16 protein-coding genes are annotated in these 16,475 nt (G+C 35.4%); 5 read left to right on the plus strand and 11 right to left on the minus strand.

Features of this window, described 5'->3' with window-relative positions; genetic code table 11:
* Positions 1-63: 63 nt before the first annotated feature.
* The 6 genes from BGI23_RS15840 to rraA all read right to left on the minus strand — a co-directional run bounded on the left by BGI23_RS15840 (position 64) and on the right by rraA (position 6,679).
* A complete protein-coding gene (locus BGI23_RS15840) occupies positions 64-765 on the minus strand; it encodes an ECF transporter S component (protein ID WP_000044896.1) in 702 nt (233 codons plus the stop codon).
* Complete coding sequence (locus tag BGI23_RS15845; RefSeq protein ID WP_070806525.1) at positions 738-2,399, minus strand: ABC transporter ATP-binding protein; 1,662 nt, start codon at positions 2,397-2,399, stop codon at positions 738-740. Before BGI23_RS15845 ends, BGI23_RS15840 begins: the two co-directional genes overlap by 28 nt.
* Positions 2,372-3,250, minus strand: a complete 879-nt coding sequence (locus tag BGI23_RS15850) for an energy-coupling factor transporter transmembrane component T (protein ID WP_011733105.1) — start codon at positions 3,248-3,250, stop codon at positions 2,372-2,374. The genes BGI23_RS15845 and BGI23_RS15850 overlap by 28 nt, the downstream gene beginning before the upstream one ends.
* A gap of 22 nt (positions 3,251-3,272) precedes the next feature.
* Complete coding sequence (locus BGI23_RS15855) at positions 3,273-4,106, minus strand: DUF4430 domain-containing protein (protein WP_000048878.1); 834 nt, start codon at positions 4,104-4,106, stop codon at positions 3,273-3,275.
* A gap of 57 nt (positions 4,107-4,163) precedes the next feature.
* A complete protein-coding gene (locus BGI23_RS15860; RefSeq protein WP_070806526.1) occupies positions 4,164-5,861 on the minus strand; it encodes a DUF4430 domain-containing protein in 1,698 nt (565 codons plus the stop codon).
* Between the two features lie 338 nt (positions 5,862-6,199).
* Complete coding sequence (gene rraA / locus BGI23_RS15865; RefSeq protein ID WP_044793175.1) at positions 6,200-6,679, minus strand: ribonuclease E activity regulator RraA; 480 nt, start codon at positions 6,677-6,679, stop codon at positions 6,200-6,202.
* A 200-nt stretch (positions 6,680-6,879) separates the two neighbouring features.
* Between rraA and BGI23_RS15870 the strand changes: the two genes are divergently transcribed.
* Positions 6,880-8,310, plus strand: a complete 1,431-nt coding sequence (locus BGI23_RS15870; protein ID WP_061184649.1) for a YfcC family protein — start codon at positions 6,880-6,882, stop codon at positions 8,308-8,310.
* Between the two features lie 100 nt (positions 8,311-8,410).
* Here BGI23_RS15870 and BGI23_RS15875 read toward each other — a convergent pair whose 3' ends face one another.
* The gene (locus BGI23_RS15875; RefSeq protein ID WP_000415699.1) at positions 8,411-8,869 is read right to left on the minus strand and encodes a DUF2262 domain-containing protein; all 459 of its coding nucleotides are present in this window, start codon (positions 8,867-8,869) and stop codon (positions 8,411-8,413) included.
* A 267-nt stretch (positions 8,870-9,136) separates the two neighbouring features.
* Complete coding sequence (locus BGI23_RS15880) at positions 9,137-9,511, minus strand: hypothetical protein (protein WP_012644490.1); 375 nt, start codon at positions 9,509-9,511, stop codon at positions 9,137-9,139.
* A gap of 440 nt (positions 9,512-9,951) precedes the next feature.
* Here BGI23_RS15880 and BGI23_RS28455 point away from each other — a divergent pair, with 440 nt between their 5' ends.
* The 3 genes from BGI23_RS28455 to BGI23_RS15890 all read left to right on the plus strand — a co-directional run bounded on the left by BGI23_RS28455 (position 9,952) and on the right by BGI23_RS15890 (position 11,588).
* The gene (locus BGI23_RS28455) at positions 9,952-10,095 is read left to right on the plus strand and encodes a hypothetical protein (protein WP_172801693.1); all 144 of its coding nucleotides are present in this window, start codon (positions 9,952-9,954) and stop codon (positions 10,093-10,095) included.
* A 64-nt stretch (positions 10,096-10,159) separates the two neighbouring features.
* The gene (locus BGI23_RS15885) at positions 10,160-10,918 is read left to right on the plus strand and encodes a MerR family transcriptional regulator (protein ID WP_000581356.1); all 759 of its coding nucleotides are present in this window, start codon (positions 10,160-10,162) and stop codon (positions 10,916-10,918) included.
* 13 nt (positions 10,919-10,931) lie between these two features.
* A complete protein-coding gene (locus BGI23_RS15890; RefSeq protein ID WP_070806527.1) occupies positions 10,932-11,588 on the plus strand; it encodes a GAP family protein in 657 nt (218 codons plus the stop codon).
* 86 nt (positions 11,589-11,674) lie between these two features.
* On the opposite strand, the gene BGI23_RS15895 is transcribed toward BGI23_RS15890, so the two are convergent.
* From BGI23_RS15895 to ybaK, 3 genes are all read right to left on the minus strand, one after another.
* Complete coding sequence (locus BGI23_RS15895; RefSeq protein WP_070806528.1) at positions 11,675-12,691, minus strand: alpha/beta hydrolase family protein; 1,017 nt, start codon at positions 12,689-12,691, stop codon at positions 11,675-11,677.
* A 12-nt stretch (positions 12,692-12,703) separates the two neighbouring features.
* The gene (locus BGI23_RS15900) at positions 12,704-13,828 is read right to left on the minus strand and encodes a helix-turn-helix domain-containing protein (protein ID WP_070806529.1); all 1,125 of its coding nucleotides are present in this window, start codon (positions 13,826-13,828) and stop codon (positions 12,704-12,706) included.
* A 463-nt stretch (positions 13,829-14,291) separates the two neighbouring features.
* On the minus strand, positions 14,292-14,768 hold the full coding sequence (ybaK, locus tag BGI23_RS15905) for a Cys-tRNA(Pro) deacylase (RefSeq protein ID WP_044793177.1): 477 nt from the start codon (positions 14,766-14,768) through the stop codon (positions 14,292-14,294).
* Positions 14,769-15,107: 339 nt separating this feature from the next.
* On the opposite strand from ybaK, the gene BGI23_RS15910 reads away from it, so the two are divergent.
* On the plus strand, positions 15,108-16,418 hold the full coding sequence (locus BGI23_RS15910) for a histidine--tRNA ligase (RefSeq protein ID WP_070806530.1): 1,311 nt from the start codon (positions 15,108-15,110) through the stop codon (positions 16,416-16,418).
* The last annotated feature ends 57 nt before the right edge of the window (positions 16,419-16,475 follow it).

Below are 16,475 nucleotides of genomic sequence, written 5' to 3' on the forward strand. Positions count from 1 at the left end.
AGAAGCATGAAAGAGGCAAACGAATATGTAAGTCGCGACCCTACCTTATATGAGTATGCTTTTCTATACCATGTTATGCTCATCTAATATGCCATATTTCTTTTTAAATCTTGTAAGAATCGTAATCCAAGACGTACTAAATAATAGTAAGAAAACAACATTCGAAATGGCATGGCTCAAATCGAAATAAAAACTTGCGATATAATACGAAATGACTGTTTCCCACGTTGCCTCTCGTATAAAACCGAGAAGTCCCCAGAAATTCATAATCCAGCCAAATAAAAATCCAACAAACAATCCGTATAGTAGTCTTCCCCATAGCTTTTTCATTAAAAACGTATTACGTAATAATCCAGCTATAAAACCAATCATACCCCATGAAAACATTTGCCACGGCGTCCACGGACCTTGCCCTAAAAAGATATTAGACACAATCGCCGCTGTTGCCCCGATCATAAATCCAGTTTCACTTCCGAACACGATTGCAGAAACGATAATAACAAAAGAAGTTGGTTGTACACTTGGTAAAATAGAAAATGGTACTCTGCTTACTGCTGCAATTGCCGCTAACACAGCAACGAGAACAATTTCACGTGAAACAAATGCCTTTCTTTCAAAGCGGATATAGAACGGTAACATAATAACGACTAATAAAAACAAACTACTTAACATGTAATACCCATCCATGATAAGTGTAGTAAAGAGTAATGTGCCTATTATTACTGCAAAAATACATATTATGAATGCAACATATCGTTTGGACACGCTTCGTACACATCCTCCCACGTTAATGCATATGGCAATTGTTTTCGAATGAATCGATTGATAGATGTTGTATAAAAGAAGTTGCCACTAAAAAATTCTTTCGGTGCATCATTCATAATAACTGCTCCGTCAAATAACATCATACATTGATCAACGTATTTCGCTGCAAACTCAATATCATGCGTTGCCATTACAATTGTTGTACCTTCTTTTTGCAGTTTTCTAAATAGCTCTCCTACTCTTTCTTTCTTCCACGGATCTAGTCCCTTTGTCGGTTCATCTAGTAATAATAACGCCGGCTTTGATAATAACGTTGTACATAATGCAAGTAGTTGTTGCTCTCCCCCGCTACAATCATGTGGATGGCGTTCTTTAAGTGCATATAGCCAAAACTTTTTAAGCTGATGTTCTGCTATTTCTTTTCCTTGTTCTCCATATAATTCACGTGCTCGTTCATACACCTCGCCCCACACTGTATCAAATGTAAAATGATAATACGGATGCTGTGATACATACCCAATACTTTTAAATCGTTCTTTCGAATCAATTTTATGTATCACTTTCCCATTCCACTTTACTTTCCCTCTTCTCACTTTTTGTAACCCTGCTAAAATCGTTAACAGTGTAGACTTCCCTGTACCATTTTTTCCAACGAGAGCTACCCATTTTCCTTTTTCAATCGATACTGTTAAATCTCGTAAAATGAGCGGACTATTCTTTTCATATTGGAACGAAATATGCTCGGCACTTAAAATGACTTCTTGCTTTTCACTTTGTACTATTGGCTCATTTACATATGATATCGCTGAAAAATCATTCATTTTCATTTGTGCTTCTCGCACTGTAAACGGAATATCTTTCGCATTCCACTCTAAAAACAATCTTGGAATTTGCGGAATAAATGGACGGAACTTTTCTACTTCCCACATATTTGCTACAACCGTTTTCGGACTACCGTCATACACGATTTGGCCGTTACTCATACAAATAACGCGCGTTGCAAGTGGTATCACTTCATCTAAGCGATGTTCACTTAAAACGATCGTAATTCCAAGTTCTTCGTTAATACGTTTTAACAATCCTAAAAACTCTTTCGCAGCAATTGGATCTAATTGTGCTGTCGGTTCATCTAATAATAATAACTTTGGCTGCATAACTAATACCGCAGCTAAATTGACAAGTTGCTTTTGTCCACCAGATAACGTATGAACAGATTGGTGCAATAAATCTTGAAATCCTAAGAAGCTAATAAGCTCTGCTATTCGTTTTTGAATAATATGTGATGGTAACCCGATATTTTCTAAAGAAAATGCTAATTCTTGAATGACCGTATCCATTACGAGCTGATTTTCTGGATTTTGAAATACCATTCCAATTTCTTGGGCAGATAACAAATCCGGTACATTTTCTAATAAAGTACCATCATAATATGTATCCCCAGTACGCTTACCAATTGGAAGTAATTCCTTTTTAAAATGTTTTAATAAAGTCGTCTTCCCGGACCCTGATCCGCCGGCAAGTACAATAAACTCTCCTTTTTGAATAGAAAGAGAAATATGCTGTAACGCATATTCGTTTTCATCAGCATATACAAATGATAAATTGTTTATTTCTGCATGCGCCACCATAACCATTCCCTTCCTTCCATTATGATTGGTAAACTAATAAACATCGTAAATACGCCGAACATCATTCCATCGTATTGCTGAAATAATATAGATTCAACTCTCGGATAAATGATTAACTTTCCTCCGCCATACGTACTACATATAATAGCAACTATAAATAGAATACTTAAATAACTGAGAGTGTACCAATCGCGTTTTTCCATTCTATACCGAATATATGTCGTACGCTTCGTTACACCAAATCCACGCGCTTGCATAGAATCTGCTGTTTGCAGTGCATCTTCTAACGAACAAATTAATAGTACTTGCAACAATTGCATACCATTTTTAACCCGTTCCACTATGGAACCTGCATCTACTTGTACACCTTTTGTCTTTTGGACGAGTGTTATTTTCTGTAATCGCCTCATAAACAAAGGAACAAACCTCACCGTAATCATCGTTAACAATGCTACTTTCGGTGAAATTCTAGAAAACAAATATAAAAATTTATGACTTGAAATAATATCATTATACGAAGCAAACGTAAACATAATCGCAACTAGTAATAACCCCATTACTACTCCAAACATGATCGCCTCAAGCTTAATACGGCTATCACCTAACCAAAATAATGTAGTTCGACCTCTATGCGTTAATAACGAATTAAATAAAATGACCATCAAAAAGAAAACGATTGTGCTCGGTAACATCTTTCTTATCTTTTCGCTATTCCCTTGCATCACATTGATTATAACAATTAATAGTATTGCTCCAATTAAAAAAAGAGGATGAAGACACATCATACATAGTATCATCACCCCGATATAATAGAAAAAATTCACAAAAGGATGTAAAGAAGAAAAACTTATTTTCATAGTCCTTTACCGAATACCTTTCTTATTTTAATACATACACCCACTCAATTGTATCTCCTGGCTTCACTGTAACTACACCTGCACTATGGTTTGGAAACGCACCGTTCACACGATATTTCCATCCACTAGTATCTGTAATATCTTTTTCATATAAATCATTAATACCTTTTACGTAAATATCACCTTTAGATCCACTCGCATCCACATCTAATCCTGTACGCTGCAATACTTTATAAACAGTATCACCTTCTTGTACATCAACCTTTTTCGCAGCTAATAAGTATCCTTCATTACCTTTTACTGAGATAGTGACTTGTTTTGCTTTAGGTTCTGGTGGTACTGGTGGTACTGGCTTTGGTGGTGGTACCGGTGTTGGCGGAGTTGGTACACTATTGTTCTCTTCTGGATTTTTCTTTTGCTCCTGCTTCGGTGTTTCTTTCGGCTGATTCACAACCTTAGCTTCTTCTTTTACTTCTGGTGCTTTCGGTTGTTGCTGCTGTTGTGGTTTTTCTTCTTGTGCTTTTTGTTGTTCTGGTTGTTTATTAACAGCAGGCTGTTCCTCAGGTTTCTCTTCTTTCTTTACTTCCGGTTGTGCCTGTGGCTTTTCTTCTTTCGGCTTCTCTTCTACTTTTTGTTCTTGTTTCTCTTTTTGCTCTTCTTGCTTATTTTGCTCTTGTTCAGCTTGTTTTTCTTCCGGTTTTTCTTCCGGTTTCGCTTCATCTTTTTTCTCTTCTTGTTTTGCTACCTCTTCTTGCTTTGGTTCTACTTTCTTCTCAGGCTTTACAGCTGCCTCTTCACATCCGGCAAGTAGCCCAAGTGAAAGCAGTAAAGAAATAAACCATTTCACCTTACTCATGTTGTCTCTCACCTTTCATATTAAAAATTAGGAGCAAATGATTGCTCCTAATTTTTGTTAAGCTGCTTTACGTCTCCATAATACATATGCAGAAGCAATACATAATACACCCATACCTACTTCTGTCGCTGCACTATGAGAAGATGCTCCTGTTTTTGGTAACGTGCTACCGTTTCCTGACTTTTTGCTTTTAACCGGTTCGTTATCAACAACAACTTTTAAAGTGTCATCTTTCGTTTCTTGTTGTACTTGTTTTTGTTCTTTTTGCTCTTGTGGTTGTTCAGTAACTTCTTTTTCTACTACAACATTTTCTGAATCCACATTTGGTTTCGTATCGATTTCAGGAACAGATACATTTGACCAGTCATAAATCGATTTCCCAAGATCTTTAAACTGAAGTAAAGCTAATAATGCTTGCTCTGTAGCCATTCCGCTACCGTTTTGATCGCCTGGTAACCATTTAAATTCACCATTTGGAAGTTGATATGATAATAGGTTTTGCATTGCCTTATGAAGACGATTTTGATCTACATCTTTAACAAGCGATAATCCAATAATTGCTTGCGCAGTACTATTTGAATTTTCTTGTCCATCCGCTGAAAAACCACCATTTTGCAGCTGTTCATTATATAAATACGCAACAGCTTTTTGTATAGCTGGTTTCACATCTTCACGGTCTTGATAAGGAGCTAATGCTGATAAAACCATACCTGTTACATCAACGCTACTCGCACTGTCTTTACTGCTTGCACTATCATAAGTCCAGCCGCCATCTGTATGTTGTGCGTTTAAAAGTGCATCTACTAAAGCAACTCGATTCCATTTTGAATTCACTGGCACTTCATATTTCTTCGTATCAAATGCAAGTAAAGCAAATGTATAACCTGTAACAGAATTCACTTTATCTGATTCGTACAATTTTTGAACTAAATTATGTTCGCCTACCTTTGTTGGGTCTGCATTCATGGCATTCATCATAATAATCGTTCTAGCTAAATCTGTCGCTGAAAAACGATTAACGCGCTTTTCTACCTTTTCAGTTACAGCCTTAACATAATTTAATTTCGCTTCGATTGGTATATCCTTTCCAGAACGAGAAAGACCTAACGCTACCCAATCACTTTCAATTCCATCTTGTAACATCTTTTCAGATGTCTTAGAGATCGCGTCATTTACTTGTGCTGCTGGAACTTGAATGTTTTCTTGCTTTGGTTGTTCTGGTTTTTCTTGTTTTGGATCATCCGTCTTTGGTTCTTCTGGTTTTTCTTGTTTTGGATCATCTGTTTTTGGTTCTTCTACAGTTTTACAAGTACCAAATTTATCTAATGTTTGTTGTAATGTTTCTTGACTCATATTGTTCCAATCTGAAACAAATCGGAAAACAACAACATCTCCAGATTTTAATTTATAACTATCCGCTCCAACTTCTGCAGATTGATCATTTACATCATATAGCCAGCCGCTTGTAGCCCCAGCCATTAAGCCGTCAATGCCTTTTACATACGTTCCAAACGACATCGTTTCAGCTTCTACTTTGTCCCCCATGACTTTTTGCAGCAAGCTTAAAGCTGTTTCCCCATCTTTAATTTGCTCTTCTTTCGGACATAACATAATGCCCTTTTGTGATTCACCAATAATTGCAAGTTTTGCTGTATTTCCTTCAGCAAACGTAATATGTACTGTATTCGCAAAAGAAACAAATACAAGTGTAACTGCCATTAACGACGTAAGCAGCCATTTTTTTAACATTGCCATCCCAAAATTTCCTCCCTTACTACTATTCACACAAAAAAAGGCCCTTCAAGGGCGTGCAATTGACACTCTTTTTTTGTAAGTGTCGAACAAACTGTGCAACACCTCCGACCCGCATCATTCGCGGCTATATTTGTATAGGAAAAATAATTTTGTTCATGAACGTATCATTGTGATAACATTCACTTTTCTAGGCACAACTTACTTCCATTTAAGTTATCGTAAAACGATAAACCTATACATTCTGTTAATTTTAAATTTCTGTATTATTTTACTATTGACAAAGAATTTTGTCCATGCTTTATCGGATTTATTTTCTAAGAATAGTAACTTACTAACCTTTAACGATGCAAACTCTTTTCACTAATAATGACGCCATCTTCATCCGCATATACATATTCATTCGGCTTCCATTCTACTTGTCCAAATTGCAATGAAATATTCTTCTCGCCTTTCCCTTCTTTTACACTTCTATTTGGCATCGTTCCTAACGCTAAAATACCAATATTAATATTCTTTAGTTCACTAGAATCACGAACATATCCATTTACAATAATCCCTGCCAGCTTTCTTTTCTCCGCAATAGCTGCCAAATTATCACCAAGTAACGCACAATTCGTAGACGCACCGCCATCAACAACTAATACCGTTCCTTCTGGTAGTGTTTGCAATCCTTCTTTCACTAGTACATTATCATCCTTCACTTTCACCGTTGCAATTTTCCCGTGAAATTGTTCTTTCTTCCCAAAAGATCGAAAAGACTGACGACATATTTGCAATTCTTTTTCAAACTCATCACATAAATCCGTAGTTTTCCACATTTTTCCCCCTCTTTTCCTTATTCTTTCTATTTAACATATTCTTGGATTATTTTCGTTTCCCTGTCTAATGTTGCAAGAATTTGTATGTGCGGGAAAAGGACAGAAAAACTATTGCCTTACGAAGCCACCTTTATTATAATCTATTTCACAGATAAATTTCAGAATATTAAAAATTAATTAAGTGAAAAAGGAGGGGTTTTATGCAATTACAAACTGAAGTAAAAAAACAACCTAGTAAACGAAAGTTTAAAATGCCTGATGCGTATGTACTACTATTTTTTATTGCTTTACTATGTGCAATAGCTACTTATTTCGTTCCTGCTGGAGAATTTAAAAGAGTTACAAACGGGACTGTCACAACGACAATACCAGGAAGTTATCATTCTGTTCCACAATCGCCAGTAGGATTTGTTTCTTTTTTTACCGCTATTGAAAAAGGAATGACACTTGCTGCTCCGATCATCTTCTTAATTTTATTTACGGGTGGCGCTATTGCTATTCTTGAAAAAACAGGTGCTCTTGACGGTTTAATCTATCATGTTATTAACAAATTTCGTAATCAGCAATTACTTTTCATATGTATTGTCGCCGCACTCTTTTCCATTCTCGGAACGACTGGCATTATCGTTAACTCAGTTATCGGCTTTATCCCTATCGGCATCATCGTTGCCCGCACATTAAAATGGGACGCTATCGTCGGCGTAGCCATTATTTATTTAGGTACTTATGCTGGTTTTAATGCTACTATATTATCTCCTTCACCTTTAGGCATTTCACAAAAAATCGCGGAACTCCCAATGTTTTCAGGAATTGGTTTACGCACAGCAATTTATATCTCTTTTTTACTTGCTACCATTCTATATATTAATTGGTACGTAAAACGCTTAAAAAATTCGAATAAAGGAAGCATACTCGGAGATAACTGGTTTCCAAGTAATGCTCTTTCAAGTGAAAAAGAAGCGCAGAAAACAGAAGTTCCTTGGACAATACGTCATAAATTAATTTTACTCGTTTCAGCTTTATCATTAATTGCATTTTTAATCGGCGCTTTTCGTCTACATTGGACAGACGCAGAAATGACTGCTACTTTTATTTTCATCGCAATTACAGCTGGAATAATAGGTGGTATGAAAGCAAACGATATCGCTTCTACTTTTCTAGCAGGCTGCCAAAATCTCATATACGGTGCTTTGATCGTCGGAATGGCTCGTTGTATTTCAGTCATTTTAGAACAAGGAAAATTACTTGATACAATCGTTAACCAACTCGCACAGTCTCTCGAAGGACAAAGCCCGGTATTTGGCGTAATCGGTATGTATGTAAGTAGTGCCGCATTACATTTCCTTATTTCATCCGGTACAGGTGAATCTGTTATTTTTATTCCGATATTAGCTCCGTTAGCTGATTTCATGCACATTACACGCCAAGTTACAGTACAAGCTGTTATGCTCGGCGAAGGTGTAGTGAACTGCCTCAATCCAACTTCCGGTGTTTTAATGGGCGTTCTCGCAGCGAGCGGTATTTCTTATGGAAAATGGATTCGATTTATGGCTCCACTTGCATTCATTTGGTTTATTATTGGACTTATTTTTCTTATTGTTGGCGTGAATATTGAGTGGGGACCGTATTAAAACTATGAAACTTTCTCCCTATTATTTCACCGTTATCTTATAATAATGAAAAAAAGGATTGATTATAGTAATCAATCCTTTTCACTTGCATCTCTCAAAGCTAAATCTCTGCAGCTAATAAATTGTACTCATTGTCAAAAGAAGCATGGATTCTATGGCCACCAAATACATCTCCATCATTGTATTCACAATATATATCATTTTCTCTCATTACAATGTCCATAAGAGTAATAGATTGCTCAAATGTTTCTTTCGTCATATCATATTCTCCTGCATCTACAGCATCCCAATCTAAATGTTCATCATTCTCATCATATTCAGGCCAAAAATCATTTTTATACTCTATTAATTCTTCCGCTATAGCAAGCTTAGCTTTTTTATCAAATTCCTCTAAACATACATAAAGCTTTTCTGCTCTTTTCAGCATTTCATGTACTTGTACACGCTCATTTCTAACATCCAATTCCCAATGTACTTTTCCTTCGTTTTGTTCATATGTATGTAAAGTTTCATTAAAGATAAACATTCCAATCAATTCACTATTTATTGATTTTTCCATGATTTCATTTCCTTTCTATCCCTGAAAAAGAAACTTTAATTAGTTTGATAGACATGGGACTGAACTCCTAATGCTTTATTTTTATGCTGACTTTTTTCATGAAATAAAACTCAGTTATCAGTCTAAACCATTTTTTAGATTTAACAATAATATGTGTGCATTTGTAAAATTCCAATTAAGTTTGTTAAAAATGAAAAATTCTGAAGTTAGTATTTTATTAAATTTTATTTCAACCCAATAGCATTTTTATCCTTCAAATAGCCCCTTTTATTCTAATTTCTGCATTTCTTTCAGCCGTTCTATATCCTTTTCTGAAGCCTTTTCTATTTTATACAATTCATAGCTACCCTTTATCTCATTTATCACTACAAATTCGATTTCATTCCGAACATAGCTTTTCGTTTTTCCTTTTTTATAACCAATAACATTATCTAATATAGTTTCCCCACTATCTTTTTTATATAAATTATAGCTAACAGGTGGACGACCAATTACATACTTATTATCAGAAAATCCGACTATATCATCCCTTCCTAATCCTGTCGAAGCACTCCAGACAAACATAATCTGAAATATAGAATAAACAACAATACCGCATAAGAAAAAAAATAGGATTGATTTAAAAAATAACTTTACAGGCATGCTTCTCAAAAGACATTCCCTCCAATTTCACCTCAGGATAGCAAGAACAATACGTGAATTTTGTATGCTAAGGCACCAAAGTTTTTATAATGTTCCACAGCTAGTTTAAATAGTGCATCCTTACCTCAAAAACTATCGTAGAGAGTAGCTCAGCTTATGACCTTTCTCCCAAAATAAATACATAACTTTATTAAAACTAATCTTTCTACCCATTAACCACACCCCCGTATTATATATTTTAGTATAAATATTTTGGAACGATAAGCCCGCAAAATATTTTGAAATTAAATCTTCCGTTAGAGGGCGCTTTAAAGGTTTATATAAATGTATTAATAATAATCAAAAACACTTGAAGTTGACGTTGGGTCATTTTATATACTGTTAAGTAGCTACTATTTAGCAATTTCATAAAAGAAATTAGAAAAATAGGAGGTTTTCATATGAAACAGGGCGATATTATTATTTATGGATGTGTCATTATAGGTGCAGGTATTGGACTGCTACTGGATCATGGATTTCCTGGTGCACTAATTGGATTAGGAGCAGGCTACTTACTTAAAAATCCTCTTAGTAAAGAAGGTTAGAAGCGAAATAAGAAAATAATCGTTAAAGATAAAATCTTAACGTACAGAAAGGTAGGTTTATCAGTTGATACACATTAATAAAGTTGCAGAACTGACAGGCGTTACAGTAAGAACACTGCGTTATTACGATAAAATCGGATTATTAAAACCAGCATCCAAAACAGAGGGTGGCCATCGTTTATATACAAATGAAGAAATAAAAAAACTTCAGCAAGTTCAATTTTTAAAAAAGGTTGGATTTCCGTTACAAGAGATTAAACATATGCTCGACTTCAATGAGTGGGATTGGTCGGATAGTTTAAAGAGCCAATTATCTTATGTAATAAATGAGCAGAAAAATTTAAAGAAAATAGAATTATCCTTACGAGAAATGATAAATGGAATTGCGTTAGAGGGAGAAGAAAGCTGGATCGCGATTCAAAAAATCATGCAATTATCCAGCAAAGATAAAGAAATACAACAGTATTATCGCGAATCTGTATTTAAAGAAAAAGAAATAAAACTATTGGAAAAGGTTCCTAAAATGGCAAGTGACTGTTCTGATTCACTCGAATGGATTGCTCTCATCGGCCAGTTAAAGCGTTATATGAAGGATGGCCCAAAAGCAACGAAAGTTCAAAATATCATAAGACGAATGGAGGAAAAACGCTTAGAAGAATTTGAAGGTGAGGATGAATTTCTAAATAAGCTTTGGGAGATAAGGATGGCTCCCGAACAATCAGAGAAACTTAGTTTATATCCAATCGATCAAGATGTGCTTCAGTTTATGAACGAGGCATATGCCATTTTTATGACTAAAAAAAATAATCCTGAGCCGGAATAAGGGGGAAAGCACAATGGGTACAGAGCAACTTCTCCTAATAGGCGGATTAGCTATATTAGACACGCTAAGCCCTACTACAATAGGAGTAACAATATATCTACTTTTAACAGATAAAGAGCGTCTCACGAAACGTTTATTCGTTTATTTATTGACGGTAGCAGGATTTTATTTTGCTGTTGGCGTTTCACTCATGTTAGGATTAGATTTTTTGTTTAAGTTTATTTCTAGCTTATTTCAAAACCGAATCGTAAGCTGGTCGTTCTTCATTATTGGTGTCATATTATTCATTGCAAGCTTCTATATTCCACCTAAGAAAAATTCAGAGATCCCTTCACCAAAAACAAAAAGTATTTTTTCAATGATTGCACTAGGATTCACTACTACATTAATTGAAGCGGGTACTGCATTTCCTTATTTTGCGGCAATTGGCATACTTACTACTTCTAATCTATCATGGATAGAATGGTCTTCTATTTTAGCGGGATACAACTTTATTATGGTATTGCCCTCTCTCGTACTGTTTCTCTTCTATCTCCTATTTGGTCGGTGGATGCAAAAACCTCTCGAGAAGCTTCGAATGAAAATTGCTAATAGTACAGGATCGGCTCTATCATGGATTATGTGTATAGTTGGCTTCCTCCTAATATTAAATAGCCTGGATTATTTATAGGGTGTTTATAGAACCTACAATCAGGGGAATATGTTTGAAACTACAGAAGTACTTACACCTACTATTCCCCCACACCAGTCCGTCTTTTACAGGCAGTTACTCTCCCTTCCATCTTCCTCATATTCACCTAATTTTGATGTAAGAGTCCTACTACCGGGGATAAAATATGATTCCAGCCAATTTATAATTATTTCTTCCAGCTCTGGATGAAGTGGCTTTCTTGACCCTTCTTCATAATTCTTTTTAAAATCTAATGCTTTAAACTCACCTTCAAAAACTTTCAAACTATGATCCATATTTTTTATTACATATACTTCAGAATCACCTTTCACATAATCACTGATCCGCTTAGCTCTTCCAGGGTCAGCCTGAATATCTTTATCACCAGCGATAGCTAGTACTGGACATGTTACTTGTTGTAAATCTTTATAAATATCATGCTGAAAATGCTCTCTAAACCATTTTGCATTCATCGGTTTAAAACCAACTTTAATCGTATCTTTTTCTGTATTCATCATTTTCTCTTTTATTTTTTCCATCTGCTTTTCTCCACGTTTCTCCACATTGAGAAGACGCATTAATTTTCCTTTTATTCCTTTCTGCTCTTTTAGCTCTTTATAAGCAATTTCTCTTTGTCTTTTCGTAGCTTCTTCTAATGATTCCGCAGCTCCTGTAAGAAGGATGAGTCCATTAACTGGTGTTCTTGCATTTACTACAGTTGCCAACATACAACCTTCACTATGACCAGCTAAAACGATATTTTCTGGATCAACAAATGGTTGTTCTTTTAAATACGTAATCGTAGACTCTATATCACTAACTAAATCCCACATTCCAGTCTTCAGAAATTCTCCGTCACTCTTTCCTACTCCGCGCTTATCAAAGCGGAGCGTCACTACACCCTGTCCCGCTATTACATGCGCTAAATCTTTATATATGTTCGCCTCAAGCTTTAGCGGTACGATTGTTCCATCACGGTCAATTTCTCCAGATCCCGCGATAATAACAACAGCCGCATACTTCCCGTCAGCTTTCGGTTTAGTGAGTGTACCTTGCAAAGTAAACTCACTATTGATCGCTACTTCATATTCATCAAAAGTCATCATTTTGTCCTCCTATTCTTTTATATCCAATTTAAATTTCAAACTCGTTATTATATTTTTATACTCTCTTACATCTTTCATTGGAGCAAAAACTGGATTCTCTGCAATACTTTGTAACATACTTCGCTTTATAATCTCTTCATTTCTAACTGTTTTAGCGCCGAGCGGAAACTCTGCAAACCATTCATCAATCGCATCAAAATAGGAATCCCCATGTAAATGTAGACTATTTACTGTAAAGCTCGCCGCACAAACCGCTGCATATTTCCGTAACATTTCTAATGCTCTTTCAAAATTGCCTTGCATACAATATACTTGCGCAGCAGCATAGTATACTTTTAAAGTCATATTAGGATGTAATGTTTCTATTTCATATATATCTATTAACATAAAAGCTCTATTCAAAATCACCTCTACTTTTTCAACGCTTGAGGCATTTACTACTACATAATTCGGTATTGTCGCAACGAGTTGTATTAAATGTTGATACATACTAATTTGCATTATTTCATTCGCCTTTTTAGTATTTCCAAGCATTTGATACGCCTGTGCGATTAAATCTTCCTCTGGAACGTTAGGACGTATCGTTTCACCAAGCAATTGCAATACTTCATTCGGTTTATTGAGTATAAGATAGCAAGTTGCTTGAAACGATACCGCCTCTTTCACAAGAGAAACATCATCACTTTCTTCCTGAACCCTGCTAAAGAGATTCATTGCTTCTTCTAAAATTTCAATTCTTCTATCCGTGTCCTCCGTTAACATGTGATGATTAATAAAAAGTATTCCTATTTGAATTAATAATGGAAAACAAGAATAATATTTTTTTATGATTTTCCTGCACTCCATCATTACTTCATCAAATGGTTTTTCACTAAAAGCTTCCGCTAGTCTATGATATAAATTTTTAATATCTTCCTGTTCCATTTGCGGTTTATAACTGATTAGTTCATCTATACTTAGGTTAAAGTACGATGCTAGCAGTGGTAAAAATGTAATATCCGGATAACTCTGCCCCGTCTCCCATTTGGAAACAGACGCCTTCGTAATACCGATATACGCCGCTAACTCTTCCTGTGTAATTCCCTTTTCTTTTCTCTTATCCGCAATTACTTTATGAATGTTTATCTCCTTCACATCATCACCTCATACTTTTATTATATGCTTTTATTTCACACAAAATATGGATTTAAAGTCGACTTTCGTTAACAAAATCAACTGTTAGGAAACATGTCTCTAAAATCAAAGGCAGGGACATATTTGATATGTCCCTGCCTTTTTATTGTGGGGTACCGATACATGGCCATCTAGCTAAGATTGGGTATTTCTTGAACCCCTATTAAACACTCTCCCGTCACTTGTCTATCTTTAAGAGTAACTCTGCTTGTTTATTTAAAGTCCTCGCACCGAGGCTTTGTCGTCCCCAAAAATCCAAACAAACGATTCAGATTATATGTTTATATCAAACTGAACATTCAATCTTTATTTGGTTTATCCAGTTTGTAAATAAAAAAGGATAATCCGCCCTCATAATGGACTAACTATCCTATAAATCTTTATCTAAATTAAATAAAACTAGAACTTCTTTCCCTATGTATCATTATTTCGTTATCTCACCAAACTGCGCTCTCGTCACTTTCGCCAAGTCATCCACTTTAAGCTCAATTTGTATACCGATTTTCCCGCCGCTTACAATGATCGTTTCAAGCGATTGGGCGCTTTCATCGATACATGTAGAAAATAACTTTTTCATTCCGACTGGTGAACAACCGCCTCGAATATATCCTGACACTTTCGTAATATCTTTTACAGGAATCATTTCAATTTTCTTTTCACTTACTGCTTTTGCGGCAGCTTTTAAATTTAGTTCCTCATCTACCGGGATGATAAACACATGATAATTTTTACTATTTCCTTGAGCGATTAACGTTTTATATACTTCTCTCACTTCTCGTCCAATTTTCTCGGCTACTGATACGCCATCAATTTTTCCATCGTCTGGATCATATGACATCATCGAATATTCAATTTTTTCTTTATCTAATATTCGCATCGCATTTGTTTTATCTTTTTTCATAACGTTCTCCTTAAAAAGTTATTTCATATTATTAAGTTTTATTATACACCCTTTTCCATTTCTCCTACATAACTTCACGTATTTTTCAAAACTAAAAATATTGATAATTCAAAAATCATCTGATATAATTTGGAAAAACTTATGTTAAGGAGAGATTTGTAATGCAAAATTTTAATACTTCTTTCCAACTTCATCATCATACGTAACGCCGTGTATCCGAAGAAAAATTTTTCTTCGTGGGTACAGGGCTTTTCCTGTTGACCCACGAAGCGTTCATAAAGCTATGTGGGTATTTTTATACCTGCATAGCTTTTTTTAATTTAAAAAGGAGTGATTACAATGGAAATGAGAAATGTAAAAGGAACGAAAGACTATTTACCAGAGGAACAAGTACTACGAAATAAAATTAAAAGAGCGTGCGAAGACACGTTTGAACGATACGGATGTAAACCGTTAGAAACGCCGACATTAAATATGTATGAGCTTATGTCTTACAAGTACGGCGGTGGTGATGAAATATTAAAAGAAATATATACACTTCAGGATCAAGGAAAACGCGCACTTGCCTTACGTTACGATTTGACAATTCCATTCGCAAAAGTTGTGGCAATGAATCCAAACATACGCCTTCCTTTTAAACGGTATGAAATTGGGAAAGTATTTCGAGATGGCCCTATTAAACAAGGGAGATTTCGTGAGTTTATACAATGTGACGTTGATATTGTCGGTGTTGAATCTGTCATGGCAGAAGCGGAACTTATGAGCATGGCGTTTGAACTGTTCCGAACGTTAAACTTAGAAGTAACGATCCAATATAATAACCGAAAATTGTTGAACGGTATTCTCCAGTCTATTAACATCCCTACTGAACGAACGAGTGACGTCATTTTATCATTAGACAAAATCGAAAAGATTGGGATTGATGGTGTACGGAAAGATGTACTTGAGCGCGGAATTTCTGAAGAAATGGCTGATACGATATGTAATACCGTATTATCTTGTCTACAGCTTTCAATTGCTGACTTTAAAGAAGCTTTCAATAATCCACTCGTTGCAGATGGGGTAAACGAATTACAACAATTACAGCAATATTTAATCGCTCTTGGAATAAATGAGAATACGATATTTAATCCATTTTTAGCACGAGGACTCACAATGTACACAGGTACTGTATATGAAATCTTTTTAAAAGATGGCTCGATTACATCTAGCATCGGTAGCGGTGGTCGTTACGATAATATTATTGGAGCATTCCGTGGCGATAACATGAACTATCCAACAGTCGGTATTTCATTCGGTTTAGACGTTATTTATACAGCACTATCACAGAAAGAAACAGTATCATCTACAGCGGATATATTTATCATCCCGCTCGGAACAGAATTACAATGCTTACAAATCGCTCAGCAATTACGTTCTACCACTTCCTTAAAAATCGAACTCGAACTAGCGGGACGCAAATTAAAACGCGCCCTTAATTATGCAAATAAAGAGAATATCCCTTATGTGCTTATTATTGGGGAAGAAGAACTTAGTACAGAAACTGTTGTGCTGCGGAATATGAAGGAAGGTAGTGAGGTAAAGGTTCCGCTTTCTTCTTTAAAAGACAATACACTAAATAAGTATTTTAATACGCCTACTACGTTATGATTGTGAAGTGTCTTCAAAATGTAAATGTTAAAATAAAAAACTCCATTAAAAATAATG

The sequence above is a fragment of the Bacillus sp. ABP14 genome, assembly GCF_001831375.1.
GTDB classification, from domain to species: domain Bacteria; phylum Bacillota; class Bacilli; order Bacillales; family Bacillaceae_G; genus Bacillus_A; species Bacillus_A paranthracis.

Coding starts and splice junctions, on each gene's coding strand:
- BGI23_RS15860 (WP_070806526.1), bottom strand. CDS start 5,861: ATGGCAATGTTAAAAAAATGGCTGCTTACGTCGTTAATGGCAGTTACA.
- BGI23_RS15910 (WP_070806530.1), top strand. CDS start 15,108: ATGGAAATGAGAAATGTAAAAGGAACGAAAGACTATTTACCAGAGGAA.
- BGI23_RS15890 (WP_070806527.1), top strand. CDS start 10,932: ATGGGTACAGAGCAACTTCTCCTAATAGGCGGATTAGCTATATTAGAC.
- BGI23_RS15875 (WP_000415699.1), bottom strand. CDS start 8,869: ATGGAAAAATCAATAAATAGTGAATTGATTGGAATGTTTATCTTTAAT.
- BGI23_RS15880 (WP_012644490.1), bottom strand. CDS start 9,511: ATGCCTGTAAAGTTATTTTTTAAATCAATCCTATTTTTTTTCTTATGC.
- rraA (WP_044793175.1), bottom strand. CDS start 6,679: ATGTGGAAAACTACGGATTTATGTGATGAGTTTGAAAAAGAATTGCAA.
- BGI23_RS15845 (WP_070806525.1), bottom strand. CDS start 2,399: ATGGTTATGGTGGCGCATGCAGAAATAAACAATTTATCATTTGTATAT.
- BGI23_RS15850 (WP_011733105.1), bottom strand. CDS start 3,250: ATGAAAATAAGTTTTTCTTCTTTACATCCTTTTGTGAATTTTTTCTAT.
- BGI23_RS15895 (WP_070806528.1), bottom strand. CDS start 12,691: ATGACTTTTGATGAATATGAAGTAGCGATCAATAGTGAGTTTACTTTG.
- BGI23_RS28455 (WP_172801693.1), top strand. CDS start 9,952: ATGAAACAGGGCGATATTATTATTTATGGATGTGTCATTATAGGTGCA.
- ybaK (WP_044793177.1), bottom strand. CDS start 14,768: ATGAAAAAAGATAAAACAAATGCGATGCGAATATTAGATAAAGAAAAA.
- BGI23_RS15855 (WP_000048878.1), bottom strand. CDS start 4,106: ATGAGTAAGGTGAAATGGTTTATTTCTTTACTGCTTTCACTTGGGCTA.
- BGI23_RS15870 (WP_061184649.1), top strand. CDS start 6,880: ATGCAATTACAAACTGAAGTAAAAAAACAACCTAGTAAACGAAAGTTT.